Annotated in this window: 14 protein-coding genes; 6 read left to right on the top strand and 8 right to left on the bottom strand. The window is 62.2% G+C overall.

All coding sequences use genetic code 11. From position 1 onward, the window contains the following. Positions 1–95: 95 nt before the first annotated feature. The 3 genes from L0976_RS16395 to L0976_RS16385 form a co-directional block, all read right to left on the bottom strand. Entirely contained in the window at positions 96–1,346 is a 1,251-nt protein-coding gene (locus L0976_RS16395) for a cyclopropane-fatty-acyl-phospholipid synthase family protein (protein WP_234188341.1), read from the bottom strand. 130 nt (positions 1,347–1,476) lie between these two features. After that, positions 1,477–2,301: a DUF1365 domain-containing protein gene (locus L0976_RS16390; protein WP_234188340.1), complete on the bottom strand. Its 825-nt coding sequence runs from the start codon at positions 2,299–2,301 to the stop codon at positions 1,477–1,479. Positions 2,302–2,321: 20 nt separating this feature from the next. Then, positions 2,322–2,702: a DUF2147 domain-containing protein gene (locus tag L0976_RS16385; RefSeq protein ID WP_234188339.1), complete on the bottom strand. Its 381-nt coding sequence runs from the start codon at positions 2,700–2,702 to the stop codon at positions 2,322–2,324. Between the two features lie 120 nt (positions 2,703–2,822). Here L0976_RS16385 and L0976_RS16380 point away from each other — a divergent pair, with 120 nt between their 5' ends. Then, positions 2,823–3,224 carry a DUF2177 family protein gene (locus tag L0976_RS16380; RefSeq protein WP_234188338.1) on the top strand — a complete coding sequence of 134 codons (402 nt, stop codon included), beginning with the start codon at positions 2,823–2,825 and terminating at the stop codon, positions 3,222–3,224. On the opposite strand, the gene L0976_RS16375 is transcribed toward L0976_RS16380, so the two are convergent. The 5 genes from L0976_RS16375 to L0976_RS16355 are packed head-to-tail and all read right to left on the bottom strand — an operon-like array spanning position 3,189 to position 6,929. Then, complete coding sequence (locus tag L0976_RS16375; protein WP_234188337.1) at positions 3,189–3,788, bottom strand: hypothetical protein; 600 nt, start codon at positions 3,786–3,788, stop codon at positions 3,189–3,191. The two genes, L0976_RS16380 and L0976_RS16375, sit on opposite strands and share 36 nt — an antisense overlap. Then, the gene (locus tag L0976_RS16370; protein WP_234188336.1) at positions 3,785–4,822 is read right to left on the bottom strand and encodes a cyclopropane-fatty-acyl-phospholipid synthase family protein; all 1,038 of its coding nucleotides are present in this window, start codon (positions 4,820–4,822) and stop codon (positions 3,785–3,787) included. Before L0976_RS16370 ends, L0976_RS16375 begins: the two co-directional genes overlap by 4 nt. Beyond that, positions 4,819–5,634: a DUF1295 domain-containing protein gene (locus tag L0976_RS16365; protein WP_234188335.1), complete on the bottom strand. Its 816-nt coding sequence runs from the start codon at positions 5,632–5,634 to the stop codon at positions 4,819–4,821. Before L0976_RS16365 ends, L0976_RS16370 begins: the two co-directional genes overlap by 4 nt. A 3-nt stretch (positions 5,635–5,637) precedes the next feature. Beyond that, a complete protein-coding gene (locus L0976_RS16360; RefSeq protein WP_234188334.1) occupies positions 5,638–6,294 on the bottom strand; it encodes a ChrR family anti-sigma-E factor in 657 nt (218 codons plus the stop codon). Then, entirely contained in the window at positions 6,291–6,929 is a 639-nt protein-coding gene (locus tag L0976_RS16355; RefSeq protein ID WP_234188333.1) for a sigma-70 family RNA polymerase sigma factor, read from the bottom strand. Before L0976_RS16355 ends, L0976_RS16360 begins: the two co-directional genes overlap by 4 nt. 135 nt (positions 6,930–7,064) lie before the next feature. Here L0976_RS16355 and L0976_RS16350 point away from each other — a divergent pair, with 135 nt between their 5' ends. The 5 genes from L0976_RS16350 to L0976_RS16330 all read left to right on the top strand — a co-directional run bounded on the left by L0976_RS16350 (position 7,065) and on the right by L0976_RS16330 (position 15,586). Then, the gene (locus tag L0976_RS16350; RefSeq protein ID WP_234188332.1) at positions 7,065–8,396 is read left to right on the top strand and encodes an NAD(P)/FAD-dependent oxidoreductase; all 1,332 of its coding nucleotides are present in this window, start codon (positions 7,065–7,067) and stop codon (positions 8,394–8,396) included. Between the two features lie 514 nt (positions 8,397–8,910). Beyond that, positions 8,911–9,768 carry an AraC family transcriptional regulator gene (locus L0976_RS16345; protein WP_234188331.1) on the top strand — a complete coding sequence of 286 codons (858 nt, stop codon included), beginning with the start codon at positions 8,911–8,913 and terminating at the stop codon, positions 9,766–9,768. A 118-nt stretch (positions 9,769–9,886) separates the two neighbouring features. Continuing rightward, positions 9,887–12,061: a TonB-dependent receptor gene (locus tag L0976_RS16340; RefSeq protein ID WP_234188330.1), complete on the top strand. Its 2,175-nt coding sequence runs from the start codon at positions 9,887–9,889 to the stop codon at positions 12,059–12,061. A 7-nt stretch (positions 12,062–12,068) separates the two neighbouring features. Beyond that, the gene (locus L0976_RS16335) at positions 12,069–13,859 is read left to right on the top strand and encodes an ABC transporter ATP-binding protein (RefSeq protein ID WP_234188329.1); all 1,791 of its coding nucleotides are present in this window, start codon (positions 12,069–12,071) and stop codon (positions 13,857–13,859) included. After that, entirely contained in the window at positions 13,859–15,586 is a 1,728-nt protein-coding gene (locus L0976_RS16330) for an ABC transporter ATP-binding protein (protein ID WP_234188328.1), read from the top strand. The genes L0976_RS16335 and L0976_RS16330 overlap by 1 nt, the downstream gene beginning before the upstream one ends. Positions 15,587–15,621 lie beyond the last annotated feature (35 nt).

The raw sequence follows: 15,621 nt of genomic DNA, 5'->3' as shown, positions 1-15,621 counted from the left end.
GTGGCAGCGGGAAACCGATTTGGCCCTTCAAACTGGATCGCCCGATGGGGCGGACCACTTGGCGGGCGGATGGCTGTGTTCGATTTCTGCAGAAACTATTCGCTTTCTTTTTCGACGTCACTTGCATGGAAGCGTGGGATCGGACGGCGGGCTTCCTGCCTCGCGCCGGCCGGGTCAGCGGGCCGTTCCAGTACATAGAGGCCGACATCTATGGTTCCGGCCTGGAAGCCGGCCGCGCAGTAACAAAGATAATAGTCCCACAAACGGTGGAACTGTTCGGAGTAGCCCAATGCGCTGATCCTGGGCCACGCGGCGCGGAATCGCTTCCGCCATTCGAGGAGCGTGCGCGCATAATCCGGGCCGAAATATTCGCATTGCACCAACTGAAGTCCCGCGCGCGCAGCCTGCTCCTGAATTATACCCTTGGTCGGAAGCATGCCGCCGGGGAAGACATGCCGCTGAATGAAATCCGCCGCGCCTCGATATGCGGCAAAACGGCTCTCGTCGATCGTGATGACCTGAAGGACGGCGTGTCCGCCCGCGCGAAGCCTTTGCTGCAGCGCACTGAAAAACAGCGGCCAATAGGCCTCGCCAACCGCTTCCAGCATCTCGATGGAAACGATCCGATCATAGGTTCCCGTGATATCCCTGTAGTCCTTCAACTGCAGACGGACCGCTTCCTGCAGGCCGTTGGCGTGGATGCACTGCGCCGCATAGTCCAGTTGCGCGGCGGATAGCGTGACGCCATCCACCATGGCGCCCGCATGGCCGAGACTTGCGGCGAGTGCTCCCCAACCGCAACCGATCTCCAGAACTCGCTCGCCACCCGCGATCGACAGGAGCTGTTTGACCCGCTCTATCTTTGCCCGTTGGGCCTCCTCCAGGCTGAGGGTCGGTTCCGTGTAGAGCGCGGAGGAATAGGTCATGCTCGTGTCGAGCCACTCCCTGTAGAAGGCATTGCCGAGGTCGTAGTGGTAGGCGATGTTCTTCCGGCTACCGGCCTTGTTGTTCGCGCGCAACGCATGGCGAAACCGATGCAGCAGCCTGGCCGCTAAGTGTCCTGAAATTCTCCCATCGAGGAGGTCGAGGTTGCGTGCGGCCAGTTCCAGGCAGGCTTCCAGATTCGGGGTCGACCAGTCGCCGTCGATATAGGCTTCAGCAAAGCCGAGATCACCGCCTGTCGCGAGCCGCCGGATGGCCCGCCATTTGTGGATACTGATTGCCACCGACGGCCCCGGACGTGTGCCGATATGCTCAACCCGTTCGCCGGAGGGCAGGACGACCGTGATTTTCCCGATATCGATCGAGGCGACAATGGCGCCCATTCCACGCGCGAGAAATCCCATCCTCGCCCTGTTCCTGTTCAGACCACGTCTGAAAATTCTTGCTAACGCGACCACGATGTCTTCCTGAAATTCCAAGAGGCTGAAGGGCAGACGGCGGCAATGCCTGTGACGCCGTGCGTTTAAAGCCGGCTCACGCGGTGTCTGTGTAACTTGCCTTCTCCGGCGGTGGGGGGCTGGTGCGGAAGCGTGCGCCTTTCAGCCAAAGCTTGAAGGCTTCCCAATGGATGCCGGCCATCACCTTCATCGTCATGAAGGGGAACCGAATCAGGCAGCGCGCCAGCATGCCGTCCGTCAGCGCCGCCGCGTCCCCATTGAACGTGGCGGCCAAGACCGGCTCTTTTCCTGCGGTCTCATGAATTCGCAGCCGGACAGTCCTGCCGGGCGGGAGGATGTGGAAGTGGTAGCGCAGCCCCATGTCCATGAATGGGGAAACATGAAAGACCTTCGTCCGCGTCTGCCGAATGCCGGCGTCGCTCATGTCGCCCTCACGGACCGGCGCAACATAGCTGTGCCGCTCACCGAAGGTATTCCTAACCGCATAGATGATGGCAACCAGCCGGTCTTCATCGTCATAGGCGAAATAGGTCGAGAGCGGGTTGAAGACATAACCGAACATGCGCGGGTAGGCGAGCAGCAGGATACGCGCCGCCGGCTTTTCGAGACCGGAGCGCGCCAGCAGACGGTCGGCGAACTGTCGCAGCGTCTCGCCGTCCTCTTCGACGTGATCTCGCTTGTGGAACGACAGGATTCCCGCGCGGTTCACGGCAAGCATACGGGTCAGCCCGGCAAGAGCGACGAGCTGGTCGACATCCACCAGGAGGGAAAAGACGCTATAGCTAAAACGATGGCCGAAAGGATGGAGCCTCTGATGCATCACCTTTCCGCGATAAAGCGTGCCGGCCGCAGAGGGCGGCGGGCCGTTGTCGGCCATGCTGGTGACCCGGATCTGCTTCATGCGCTGCTTCTTTCCGTTCATCATCGTACCGGCTGCCAGCGCACGTTCTTGCAAAGCACGCCGCCGAGAATACAGCCACGCGTTAGAAGCGAATTGTCGGAAACCTGCACCGTGATCGAATAGGTGCGTTCGCGTTTTGCATCAAAGGCGGTGCCGGTTAATGTATCCGGCGATTTGGGCTGAAGCGACATGATCAGGCGGTCGCCGGCCTCTTCGCCCTTGCTGGTATCCCGGATCCAGAGATTGGTGGCGCATATATTGCTGCCGCATGGCGCAATGCGCACACGCGCGTTCCCGTCGTCGCGCAGCCAGATGCCGCTCGGATCGGCTGACTGCTGCGCGTGGGACGCCGCGGCAGTCAGCATCAGGGCGGAAAATGCAGTCAGAACGGCTATCCTCATCGGTCCATCCTCGTTGCTTTTCGTTGAATACGCACGCGCGGGCGGATCGGTTCACCCGAAGTGATCCGTCGGAGCGACAAAGGCGTAGAAATGTCGAGAAACGTCCTGGGAGACATCGGTATGAAACCTATCGTCATCGCCTATCTGGCGACCGGCATCGCCTTTCTGATTGTCGATGCCATCTGGCTCTCCACTATGGCGGATATGCTGTATCGGCCGCTCCTGGGCGACAAGCTGGCGCCGCAGTTTCATCTGGCGCCGGCCATTGTCTTCTATCTCATCTATGTTGCCGGCATCGTGTTTTTCGCCGTGATGCCCGCGCTCGACGGGGGCGGGCTCGGCAAGGCTGCGCTGAATGGTGCGATCCTCGGTCTGGTGGCTTACGCGACCTATGACCTCACCAACCAGGCGACGCTCAGGGACTGGCCTCTTTCCGTCACGCTCGCCGATATTCCCTGGGGGTCCTTCGTTACCGCGACAGGCGCATCAGCCGGATTTCTCGTGGCGAGCCGCATCGGCTGACCGTTCAGCCTGCGCCAGAACCCCTGAGAACAGGATGGCGACGAAGGCAGTAAGCATGCCTGCGCTCACGAGGTTGAGCCGCGCCAGGGCGGCGTATTGCGCTGCGTCATACCGCGCGAGCGGCAGACCATAGGCATTGTGCAATAAAAGGAAAACGCCGAAGGCCAGCATCGCAAGCGCGAGGGCGACGACGCGCTCCCGCGGACGAAACAGCAGAAGCGCGATGACCCCGCATGGAACAAGGAAGATTTCAACCGCCGAGGCCGTGCCGAAGAGCCATGCCGAAAGCACGGTATTGCCGATCCCCGCCAGCGGCAGCAGAGCCCGCCCTGCCACATCATTCCGGCGCGCCACGGCCGGCACGGCTAGAAAGAACGGCGTTGACAGAAACGTGAACCAGGCGGCGGTGATCTCGGCGCTCACCAGCCACCAGACATAGAGCGGGTAAAAGGGCTGGTTCGACGCGACCAGCAAGGAAATCACGTTCACTGCAGCGACACGCGGGTCGGGGTGGTGCGCATAGGCCCGCACCATCGCGGCGAGGCGTTTGAGGAGGAAGATCACTGGCCCATGCCGGCAGGGCTGAGGCGGTAGTGGCTCACACCCCATTCTTCCCCATCGGCATGGCCGAAGAGCCCGGCCGTGGCGAGGAAGAACATCCGCCAGCGCCGCATCCAGATGGATGCGTCCTTGCCGTAGGTCGCCTCGAAGATGGAGCGGACCGCCTCGCGGTTTCGGTCGAAATTGTCGAGCCAGTCCCGCGCGGTGCGCTCGTAGTGCTTGCCGTTCCAACGCCAGTCCCGCTCGACAATGAAACTGTCGTCGAATTCGCGAACCAGTCCGTGGCTGGGCATGACACCGCCCGTGAAGAAGTGCTGCGCAATCCAGTCCGCCTTGTCGGTATGGTCGAAGCGGTAGGCCGCCTTGCGATGCGAAAAGACGTGCAGGAAAAGCCGGCCGTCGTCGCGGATCCAGCCGCGTGCATGCTTGAGCAGGGAGCGCCAGTTGGACATGTGCTCGAACATTTCCACCGACACGATGCGGTTGAAGGTGCCGACCGGTGAGAAAGTGTTCATGTCGGCGGTGATCACGCTCAGATTGCGAAGACCGCGGCGCTTGGCCTCCGCCTCGATATAGATCCGCTGCGACGAGGAATTCGAAACGGAGACGATGCGACCGGACGGAAAGCGCTCTGCCATGAAAAGCGAGAGGGAACCCCATCCGCAGCCGAGCTCGAGGATGTCCTGCCCGTCGGCGAGGTCCGCGTGAAGGCATGTCTCTTCCAGGGCCGCGATTTCCGCCTCCGCGAGTGTCGTGGCGGGCGAGGCATAAAGGCAGGATGAATATTTGCGGCGCGGGCCGAGCACCAGCGAGAAGAATGCCGCGGGAATTTCGTAATGCTGGGCATTGGTGTCCGCGGTGTGCACGGCGATGGGCCAGTCGCTCATGGAGCGCGCAAAGTCCCGGTCCGTCGGACCGGTCCCCTCCGCCAGTAGCCGGCGCGTGCGGCCGACGAGCCGGCTGATACCGAAGCGCAGGGCATGATCGGGTAAGGGCAGCCGCTCGGCGGCGGTGATGGCGGTCACGGCAAGGTTCATGTCGTCTGCTCCCGTTTTTGCGCGCCCGGCCAGAAGGCGTTGACGCGCCTGGTATAAGCGGTGAAGGCGGCGCCGCGCGAACGCATCATGTGCGCTTCAAGCGGCGGAATCCCTGAAACATGCACCAGCAGCCAATACATCAGGGCGGGGCCTGCAAGCCCCAGCCAACCCCAGCCCCAACCGCCGGCAGGGCCGATAGCCACGACTGCATAACCAACCCATCCGAGCCACTGGAAGAAATAGTTGGGATGACGCGACAGGCCCCAGAGCCCGATATCGCAAACTTTGTCCCTGTTGACGTCGTCACCGCGAAACCGCGCCAGCTGAGCATCGGCGATGCCCTCCCCGACGACGGCGATGAGCATGATCGCAATGCCGGCAATATCGCTCCATTGCCAGCCCGTGGCGGGGTTGCGTGCCGCGGCGAAGATCGTCGTGGTGAGGAGAAGCGCGGCGGCGGCCTGGATCTGCAGAAACAGAAAGAGACGCCAGCGCCAGCGTTCGCCCCATTCCTCCTTGAGTTTCGCGTAGCGAGGATCCTCACCGCCCTTCAGCGTGCGCCGCAGAATATGGAGGCCAAGACGACAAGACCAGAGCGCGGCCACCGCTGCCAGGAGAAGGCGCCGCTGCCAATCGCCCTCCCAGCCTGAAACCGGAACAAGTGCTGCGGCGAGGCCGGCCAAGCCCGCGAGAAAGGACCATACGGTATCGACCCAGCCGGATTCTGCCCCCTTCATGACCGCGAACCAGACGGCTGTCATGCCCAGCGAGACAGCGGCGGCCAGAAGAAGGAAGAGCGCCGCCGCCGACATGGTTCAGATCCCGAAGATCGGCTGAAGCATGCGGCCGATGACGTTCTTGAAGCGCATCTTGCCTTCCAGGGCGGCGAGGCAGATGCACTCGCCGTCTTTATCGACGATCGGCTGGTGCTCGACGTCCTCGTTCATTTCAGCAAGATCGCCTGGACGGAACGTTCCAAACCGGTCGGAAAACGATCCCGACACGATGTAGGTGAACTCGGTGCCGACATGCCCGTGGTCGGGGAGCGCGCGGCCAGGGCCGACCTTGAGAAGGATGAGATTGGCGTCCGGATCCTGCGGCACGCCGACCCGGCTCATCTTCATGCCAGGCCCGATCCAGCGCCAGCGTCCGATTTCGCAGCCGCGCAAGGCGTCCGGCAGGCGAATGCCTTCAATCTCCGCCGGTGCCAGCGGCGGCGGTGCGAGGAGGGTGGGGGCGGCATCCTCGTCATCGAGCATGGCGAGTACGTCGTTCAGTGCGGTTGCCGACATCTGTGTCGGTTCCGTTTCCTCCAGGAGCGCTCCGCCCAGCGCTTCATATTCGCCGATGCGGACGCGACAGGCCGGGCAGCTTGCCAGATGCGCCTTGACGACGATGGCGGGCGCGGCGGCAAGCGTGCCGGCGGCATAGCGCATCAAGGTCTCGTCGGTTGCGTGATGTGTGGTGGTCATGATTTGTCTTCCAGCAGCCCGCGAAGCCGGTTCATGGCGAGGCGTGTTCTAGATTTCACGGTGCCGAGCGGGATACCCAATTCATCGGCGATTTCAGTCTGCGATTTCTCAACGAAATACGAGAGGCGGATGATCGTCTGTTGTTCGGGCGAGAGCGCGGTCAGTGCGTCGCGTACCCGCGCATCGCGCTCGGCGCCGAGTATTCCGTCCTCGACCGTATCCGCCGCGTTTTCAGGATCCGGGGGCAGGGCCGACGGATCCCTCTGCCGTCGCAGATGGTCAATGCGAATGTTGCGCGCGACCGTAAAGATCCAGGTCGCGACCCCCGCGCGTTCCGCATCAAAATATGATGCCTTGCGCCAGACGGTCAGCATCGTCTCCTGAACGAGATCCTCCGCGGCTGCGGACGACATCGTCCAGCGCAGGAAGAAGGTCTTCAGCTTCGGCCCGAAGTAGCGGAACAGAAGGGCGAAAGCCTGACGATCCCGACCTTGCGCGACCTTCAGCATCATTTCAACAAGTGCACCGGGCGAGGGGGGGCTTTGTGTGTCCCTTGAACTCACCACGGCAAGCCGCCGTCCTGTCGGCACATCTGGTTTGCGATCAATCTGTATCGGGCTGAAAACTTCATTCATGCGTCCTTCTACGCGGCAGTTTCGTAAGCGGATCACACTCCAAGAAATCGGTCCTTCGCAGTGATCCGTCAGATTCCCGCGCTCGTAGAGGATACAGATAGTTGTCCAGAGTTCGAAAGCCGCAAAAGGATCGTCATGCGCCATTTTCCTCAATCGGGTCGGCCACTCAAAATCGCGGTTGTCGGTACGGGCATCGCCGGTCTGTCTGCGGCGTGGCTGCTGTCGCAGCGCCACGATGTGACCGTTTTCGAGGCGGACAACCGCATCGGTGGCCACTCTCACACGGTGGATGCCGGCGGCGCTCCGGTCGATACGGGCTTCATCGTCTACAATGAAATGACCTATCCCAATCTCACGGCTCTATTTGCACATCTCGATGTGCCGACCAAGGCGTCGGAGATGTCCTTTGCCGTGTCGATGGACGGCGGGCAGCTGGAATATGCGGGCACGAACCTTGTCGGTCTTTTCGCCCAGCGCAGCAATCTGGCGAGCCCGCGCTTCTGGTCGATGCTGCGCGACCTCGTGCGCTTCTACCGCCAGGCACCAAGCGGCGTGCGCGAACTCGATCCTTCGGTAAGCCTCGACGACTATCTCGACAGCGCCGGCTTCGGGCAGGCATTTCGAGAAGATCACCTCTATCCGATGGCGGCTGCGATCTGGTCGACACCGGCACTTGAGATCGGCAACTATCCGGCGCTTTCCTTCGTGCGCTTCTGCGAGAACCACGGCTTGTTGAAATTCGTACGCCGGCCGATCTGGCGAACGGTCGATGGCGGCAGCCGTGCCTATATCGAGCGTCTTACGGCGCCATTCCGCGACAGGATTCGGACCAACGCGCCGGTCAGGGCCATTCGCCGCGTCAACGGCGCGGTTGAGATTTCTGTGGGCGGCGCCGAGGCCGAATGGTTCGATCACGCCGTGATCGGCGCTCATGCCGACCAGGCGCTGGCGATGCTTGCCGACCGCTCCCCACGCGAGGCCGAGCTGTTGAGTGCGTTCGCCTATGGCGACAATGAGACGGTCCTCCACCGCGATGAAACCTTGATGCCGAGCCGCAGGCGTGTCTGGGCAAGTTGGAATTACCTCGCCCAATCCGGACGTGACCGCGCGGTAATGCGCAAGCCCTGTGTCACCTACTGGATGAACCGGTTGCAGGGGATTTCAGATCCTCGTCCGTGCTTCGTCACGCTTAGCCCGTTACACGCCCCCGCCGAGGACAAGGTGATCTGGCGCGGAATTTACCAGCATCCTCTCTTCAACGCCGCGACGCTTGCTGCGCAAAGGCAGCTATGGTCGCTGCAGGGGGAAGCCAATACCTGGTTCTGCGGGTCCTATTTCGGATCCGGTTTCCACGAGGATGCGATTCAGGCGGGCCTGGCCGTTGGCGAAAGCCTTGGCGGAGTTATGCGGCCATGGTCCGTCCAAGGAGAATCCGATCGAATATTCCGAAACTTGCAAAGCGCCTGATCGTCTGCGCTTTCAAGGTATTTTTTCGACCGCAAACGTAGTCTCGGAAGCTGAATGCTATGATCCTGCAAAGAGATTTCTTCCTGTCGCCCGGTTCGAATTTCTGCTTGCCGAGCCCATGATCTTGCCAAGATCGAGATCGCCGAAGGAGCCTGCCGGGCTAGCACGACGCTGCTGCCGATCTCGCCGATGTCACTTCTCGAAAAGCCGCGCCACGGCATTCTGCTCGGTTTCCTCTGCATTGACAGAAAGGGATGCTGATATCGCGACGTACCGACCAGCCAGGCCGTGGACGCGATTTGGCCTGTTTTCACGATCGTCTTGTTTGCTCACATTCCCACTTGTCACACGGTTCTCAGCCGGTTACGTCGACGACCATTAACATGACTATTTAAGTCATGTTAATGGTCGTCGACTTGGGCTGTGATTTGGCGAGGGAGGGTGAGCCGTGGCAGAAATCGCTTCGTGCGGAGGCGAGCCTTCCGCTGCCGCGACAATCGCGGAGCCGGCGGAAATGCAGGTCGATTCGCGACGCTGGCGCGAAGTCGGCCCCGGCATGTTCCTCGGCGTTACCGATCTCTCGCTGGAGCAGCCGCTTGCCTACCAGAGCCGGACCTTTCCCGCGATCTGCCTGTCGGTCGTGCTCGAAGGCTATGCGACCAACACGACCGAGGGCATCGAGGGCGGTTTCTGCCCGGACGAGGTATGGATCACCTCCACCGGCGAGAGCCAGTCGACTAGCATGACCATCCACCCCGACCAGCCCGTGCGCGTCGTGGAGTTGCTCCTGACCCCCACCTGGGCAGAGCATAACCTTTCTTCCATGAAGGATGATCCGACCTTCGAGGCCATGCAGCGTGCCATGCGCCAGCCCGTCATGATCCGTCGGCATCCGCTGGACGCGCGGCTTCGGCAGATCGCGTGGTCGGTGCTCAATCCATCCGCCGTCGGCGCCTTCGTCAACGTGCATCTCGATGCCAGCGCAATGAGCCTGCTCGGCTTCCTTGCCGAGGCATTCCGCCCGTCCGACGTTGCCGTGACGGCTGGCCTCACGGCGAAATCGCTGGAGCGCATGCTGGAAATCCGGCGGCATATCGACGCCAATGCCGCGGCAATCGATTCCCTTGCCGCGCTCGCCACCCGCTTCGCCATCAGCCAGAGCAAGCTCAAGCAGGATTTCCAGCGCGCCTTTGGCGCCAGTGCGCGGGAATATCTTCTCGAACGGAGACTCCTGATCGGTCGCAATGCCATCCTGCGTGATGGATTGAGCATTGCCGAAGCGGCCTACAAGGCCGGCTACCAACACCCGGCGAACTTCACCGCCGCCTTTACGAAGCATTTCAGCTACCCGCCTAGCCGATTGAAATCTTGAACGATTTTAAACTGGATAAAAATCGTAAGCTTTTTGTCGAAACGCATAAGCCGATCGCCTCGACCCTCCCGCCCGCCATGATGATAATCCGCGCCAAATCGGGTTCGAGGATTAATCAATGAAGACCGCCATCGGCCTTGCCGCGCTTCTGGCTGGCGTCAGCCTGCCTGTTCTTGCTCTTGCTCAGGAGGCCACCCAGGCAACGGCCCTGGAGCCGATCATCGTGACAGCGCAAAAACGCAAGGCCGAAAGCAAGGACGTGCCGGCCAGCATCGCGGTGAAGACGGGCGAAACGCTCTCGCTGCGCAAGACGAAGCGCCGCGAGGATGCAATCGCCGCCGAGCCGAATGCCCAGACAGGGGCGGTCACGGCGAAGCTCTACACCTCCTTCACGGCCATCCGCGGTGTCGGTTCCGCCCTCATCGAGAGCGACCCGTCCGTCGGCATCTATGTTGACGGCGTGGGTATCGGCAATGCGCAGGCCCATAGCGGCACGCTGCTCGATGTCGATCGCATCGAAATCCTGCGTGGTCCTCAGGGAACGCTCTATGGCCGCAACAACATTGCCGGCTCCGTCAACATCATCTCCAACCTTCCCGATCCGGATCATACCGGCGGCGAAATCGGCGTGGACTTTGGCCGGTTCGGCACGCTTGGAACGACGGGCATCTTCAACACGCCGATCGGTGACAATGGCTGGGCGGTGCGCGGTGCTCTCTCGACCTCCAAGACGGACGGCTTCCTTCATTCGACGGTGGATGGCAGCGATCTCGGCGGCGGCAAGGACGTGCATGGCCGCCTGAGCATCGCCGGGGGCATCACCGACAATCTGGAATTTCTCGGCATCGTCGATATCGAACGCCAGGTGCTGGACGGCGAGATGTTCGGCATGCCGGAGGCGGATTTCCTGAAGGGCAGACGCGGTGTCGCTGTCGATGACCCGACCCGCATCGATAGCGACCTCGCCACCGCTTCGGGCCAGATGACCTATCGGCTCGACAATGGTGACAAGATCGTCTCGATCACCGGCTTCCAGAAAAGCGCTGTGGAGGTAGGCGGCAATGGCTTCCCGCTCGGTTATTTCGCCGCCTATGACGCGCTTTTCCAGTCCATGGGCTTCACGGATTTCCGTTACCGCGCGGACAACCCGTTCGATGGCCGCTATCGCCAGTGGTCGCAGGAGGTGCGCTACGTCTCCGAGGACAACGAACGCTTGAACTGGGTCGCCGGTCTCTACGGCGAATTTTCCCAGGCCTCGCGTGTCTATGGTGCCAACAGCACCTTCACGGGTGGCGAGGCGACGCTTTCGACCCGCGGCGATACGGATACGGTTTCGCTCTCCGCCTTCGCGGACGGCACCTATGCCCTGAACGACCAGTGGAAACTGTTTGGCGGCCTGCGTGTTGGCCATGATCGAAAGACCTTCGATTATGACTTCAACGCCAATGCCACGGCGCAGCTTCTCGGCCTGACGGGGGCCTTTGCGCCGGGATACAGCGCGAAGCTGTCCGAAGCCTATGTCACGCCGCGCATTGGCCTGCAGTTCGAGCCGATGGATGGGCTGGATCTCTATGGCGGCATTTCCAGCGGCTACAAGTCGGGCGGCTTCAACTCGGGCTTCGTCGGTCTCGGAGACGAGGGGGCCTACGATTCCGAGCGCATCGTCAGCTACGAGCTCGGCCTGAAGTCGGCAGCGCTCGACGACCGGCTTAAGGTGGAGGCGTCCATATTCTACATCGATTGGCGCGACCAACAGGTTCAAGGCTTTAATGCGCTGACCGGTGCAACGCCGATTTCCAATGCTCCACGCAGCGAATCCCGGGGTGGCGAACTGTCGGTCGCCTACGATCTCGACGATCACTGGACGCTTACGGCTGGAGCCGGATATGCGGATGCGACCTACAAGGACTATCGCAACGCGCGGGCGCTCAACGGTTCCGGCACGGTTGATGTCAGCGGCAACCAGCAGCAGTTCGTTTCGCGCTTCACCGCCGCAGCGGGTGTCACCTATCAATGGGATACCGGATGGGACGACCTCGTCGGCAAGGTCGGCGTGAACTATCGCTATCGTTCCAGCTATTATTTCGATGTCCAGAACACGATCAGCCAGAAGGGCTACGGCCTCGTGGACGCCTATGCCGGGCTAGAGAACGACCGTTATGCGGCCTATGTCTTCGCCAAGAATATCGGCGATGTCGACTATCGTATCGTCGCCACCGATCTCGGCACCGGAAAGCTAGTCTCTCCTGGCGATCCGCTGACTTTCGGCGGCAGCTTCAAGGTCAAGTTCTGAGCGTCCGATGAGCGGGACTGAGGCAGGCGTGCCGGGCGCGGCAGGACAGGAGATCGACGCGGCGGGAAAGGGCGCTGCCGGTCGGCTCTGGTCGCTCACACAGGGGCGGCGTGGCCGAATGGGGATCATCATGGCGCTCGCGACCATCTCCACGGCCCTGGAAACGGGTGGTGCGGCGCTGGTCGCGCTCGCCGTGGGCGCACTGGTCGCCGTGGATCGGAGTGGGGCGCTGTTCTGGTCCGCCGGCCTTTTGGGCTCGGTATTCCTGTCCTGCATTCTGCAAACGGCCTCCAACCTTCTTGCGCATCGCGCGGCGATCGATATCCAGGCGGAAACGAGGCTTGCCATCGGCCGGAAGCTATGGTCCGCGCCCCTTGGCGCCATCCAGCGCGTTGATGCAGCCGAGCTTCGCCGCACGCTTATGGAGGATGTCGAGCGCATCGAGGACGGCATCGCTCATCTGATCCCTGATCTGGTTACCGCCCTCGTGGCGCCGCTCTTCATCCTCCTCGCCATGCTGGCTGTTGACTGGCGTCTGGCGCTGGCCGTTTCCTTGCCGGTCCTTGCCGGCTTCCTCATCTTCTCATTCATTCTGCGCAGTGACGGTGGTCTGTCGGCACGCTTCGTCGCCGCGCAGGCGGGGGTGGACACAGCCCTGCAGGAAGCTGTCAGCATGGTGCCCGTCATCAAGGCCTATGGCATAGCGCCTGAGAATTTGCGCCGGGCGGAGGGCGCATTTGAGGAACTGGGAGATGCCGTGGGTCGGTGGCTTGCCTTTGCTGCATCAGGGACGAACTGGTTTTTCCTAGCCACGACGTCCAGCCTCCTGCTCGTCGCCCCGCTGGGGCTCTGGCTCTATGCGTTGCCGGATGGCATCGCCGTTCTGGTATTCTTTCTGCTGGGGGCTTTCTTCCTGTCCTCCATCGGCGCTCGTCTCTTCGGCGCGATGGGGCGCCTCCGGATTCAGGAGGCATCGCTTGTCCGCGTCGACGCCTTGCTCCGATTGCCGGACCTGCCGTTGCTCGAAAGCGCGGCTGCCGGGGGCGAGAGTATTCGTTTCGATAAGGTTGGGTTTTCCTATGGCACGGGTTTCATGCTCGAAGACGTCGATCTCGACATCGAGGCCGGCCAGAAGATCGCCTTTGTCGGGCCGAGCGGCTCCGGCAAGTCGACACTCGCCCGGCTTCTTCTGCGTTTCTTCGATCCCGATACCGGGCGTATCACGCTTGGCGGACGCGATATCCGCTCTTTTCCGCAAGCCGATCTTGCCGAGAGGTTCACCGCGGTATTTCAGGAAAACTTCCTGTTCTCCCAAACGATCCGCGCCAACATAGCGATCGGGCGTCCTGGGGCAAGCGACGCGGAGATTGCCGAGGCCGCGCGCCTTTCCCGGGCGGACGACTTCATCCGCGCGCTGCCGGCTGGCTATGACACGGTGTTGCATCGGGCAGAGGGCTTGTCCGGAGGACAGAGGCAGCGGATCGCGATTGCCCGCGCTTTTCTCAAGAATGCGCCCATCCTCGTTCTCGACGAGGCGGCAGCCTATCTGGACCCTGACGGGCAATACGAGATCCAGCAGGCCCTGAATGCGCTGGCTACGGGTCGGACGGTGATCGCCATCGCCCACCGCCTGTCTTCCGTGCGCCACTTCGATCGTATCGTCTATCTGGAGGGCGGGCGGATCACCGAATGCGGCTCGCACGATACCCTTATGGCCTTGGACGGGGCCTATGCGCGGCAATGGCGCTCGCATGCCGCCGCTCGATCCTTCACTCTTCGAATGCCTGGAGCTGTTTGATGGGCGTGCACGACAGCCTTCCTGATTTCGGTTCCGTGGGTGATGCAGGGCTGGTCGGCCGTGTGGCCGATGGCATTCTGCTCGGTGCCCAGCCGGTCGTCGCGGCATTTTTCCTGTGGCAGGCGATCGACGCAGATCCAGCCCCTGCGGCCTTTTGGTGCATCGTCGCTCTTCTCGGAATTGCCCTTCTGCGCCGCCTTTTGCTGTGGCCCGCCTCACGCCGGCTTTATGCGCTTGCCTATGACGGCGGGGTGGGCATGAGGCGCACCATTCTGGGCCACCTTGTGCGCATGCCACTCGGTGCATTTCGTGCCGTCGGCGGCGCAAAGGTCATGCAGGCCGTCTCCGAGGACGTTCTCTGGCTGGAAAACCATGCGTCCCATACGCGCCCGGAAATCGCCGCCAACGCCGCTGCACTTGCCATTTGTCTCGCTGGCGCAGTTGTCGTATGGCCGATTACCGGATTGTCGGCCGTCCTCGGCATGGCAGTGGGCTTGGCGCTTCTTCTCCTTGCCCGGCGCAGGCTTGCCGTGGGGCTGGAACGCCGGGCGCGCAGCCTGGCGGAGGTGTCGCTGGTGCTGCAGGAGCAGGCCGAAGGGGTTACCGTGCTGCGGGCTTTTGCCGATGGCGCGGATGCCAGCGGCGTTTTCGGCCGCGCCGTCGAGCGCCTGCGGGATGGCGCATGGCGCGGCGTGCGCAAGGTCACACCGCTTGCCGTGCTGTTTCGCATGGTGATCGACCTCGCGGCAGCGTTTGCGATTTTCCTGGCGGTTCTTACCTTCGGCGATGCATCGGGCGTTGACGCTGTCCGGCTCGCAATCTCGGCGCTTCTGGTGGTCTGTGCGACAGTTCCGGCGCGAAACTTTGCCAGTCTTTCGGCCATGATGGAGCTTGCGCGGATCGGCCGCGAGAATGTCGGTGCGCTTCTCGCCGTTCCGCTACCTCCGGTAGGCCGGGAGGTTCGCCCCGGGACCTTCGACGTACGCTATGAAAATATCACCTTCACGCATCGGGGACGAACGGCGCCCGCTCTGGCGGACATCTCGTTCACGGCGACGCAGGGAGACATGACGGCTTTCATCGGTGCCAATGGCAGCGGAAAGACCACTTGCATGCAACTCCTCATGCGATTCTGGGAGCCGGATCGCGGCAGAATCCTGATCGGCGGTCAGGATATCCGCGATATGGACAGCCGGGCGCTCGCCGCAGTGATCGCCCCGGTCTTCCAGGAGGCCCTGCTGTTTGATGAAACCATTGCGGACAATATCCGCGTCGGCAGGCCGTTTGCTACCGATGTAGAGGTGGAGGCCGCCGCCAGAGCTGCTGCGATACACGACGCGATCATGGGCTTCGAGCTCGGTTACCGGACCCGCGTTGGTGCGCTCGGTGCCCGGCTTTCCGGCGGCGAGCGCCAGCGGATCTGCATCGCCCGGGCGATCCTGAAGGACGCGCCGATCGTCATTCTAGACGAGGCGACGTCAGCGCTCGATCCGGAAAACGAAGAGGCGATCCAGCGCGCCATATCAGCCCTTGCCGTCGGCCGTAGTCTTTTCGTCATCGCCCACGATCTTCCTTCGATCGTTGCGGCGGATCGGATCGTGCTTCTCGACGGCGGAAGGATTGAGGCCAGCGGCAGCCACGAAGCCCTGCTGGCCTCGTCGCGGACCTACCAGCGGCTGTGGATGCGTTCGGCCGAAATGCGCCGCTGGAAGATAGCGCAGGGCTGATTTTCAGCCCTGCTGTTTTGATATGCGCTTTCAGC

The organism is Shinella sp. NM-101 (assembly GCF_021401195.1).
GTDB lineage: Bacteria > Pseudomonadota > Alphaproteobacteria > Rhizobiales > Rhizobiaceae > Shinella.
Note: the sequence above shows the minus strand (reverse complement) of the source record. Positions and strands in the feature narration are given on the sequence as shown.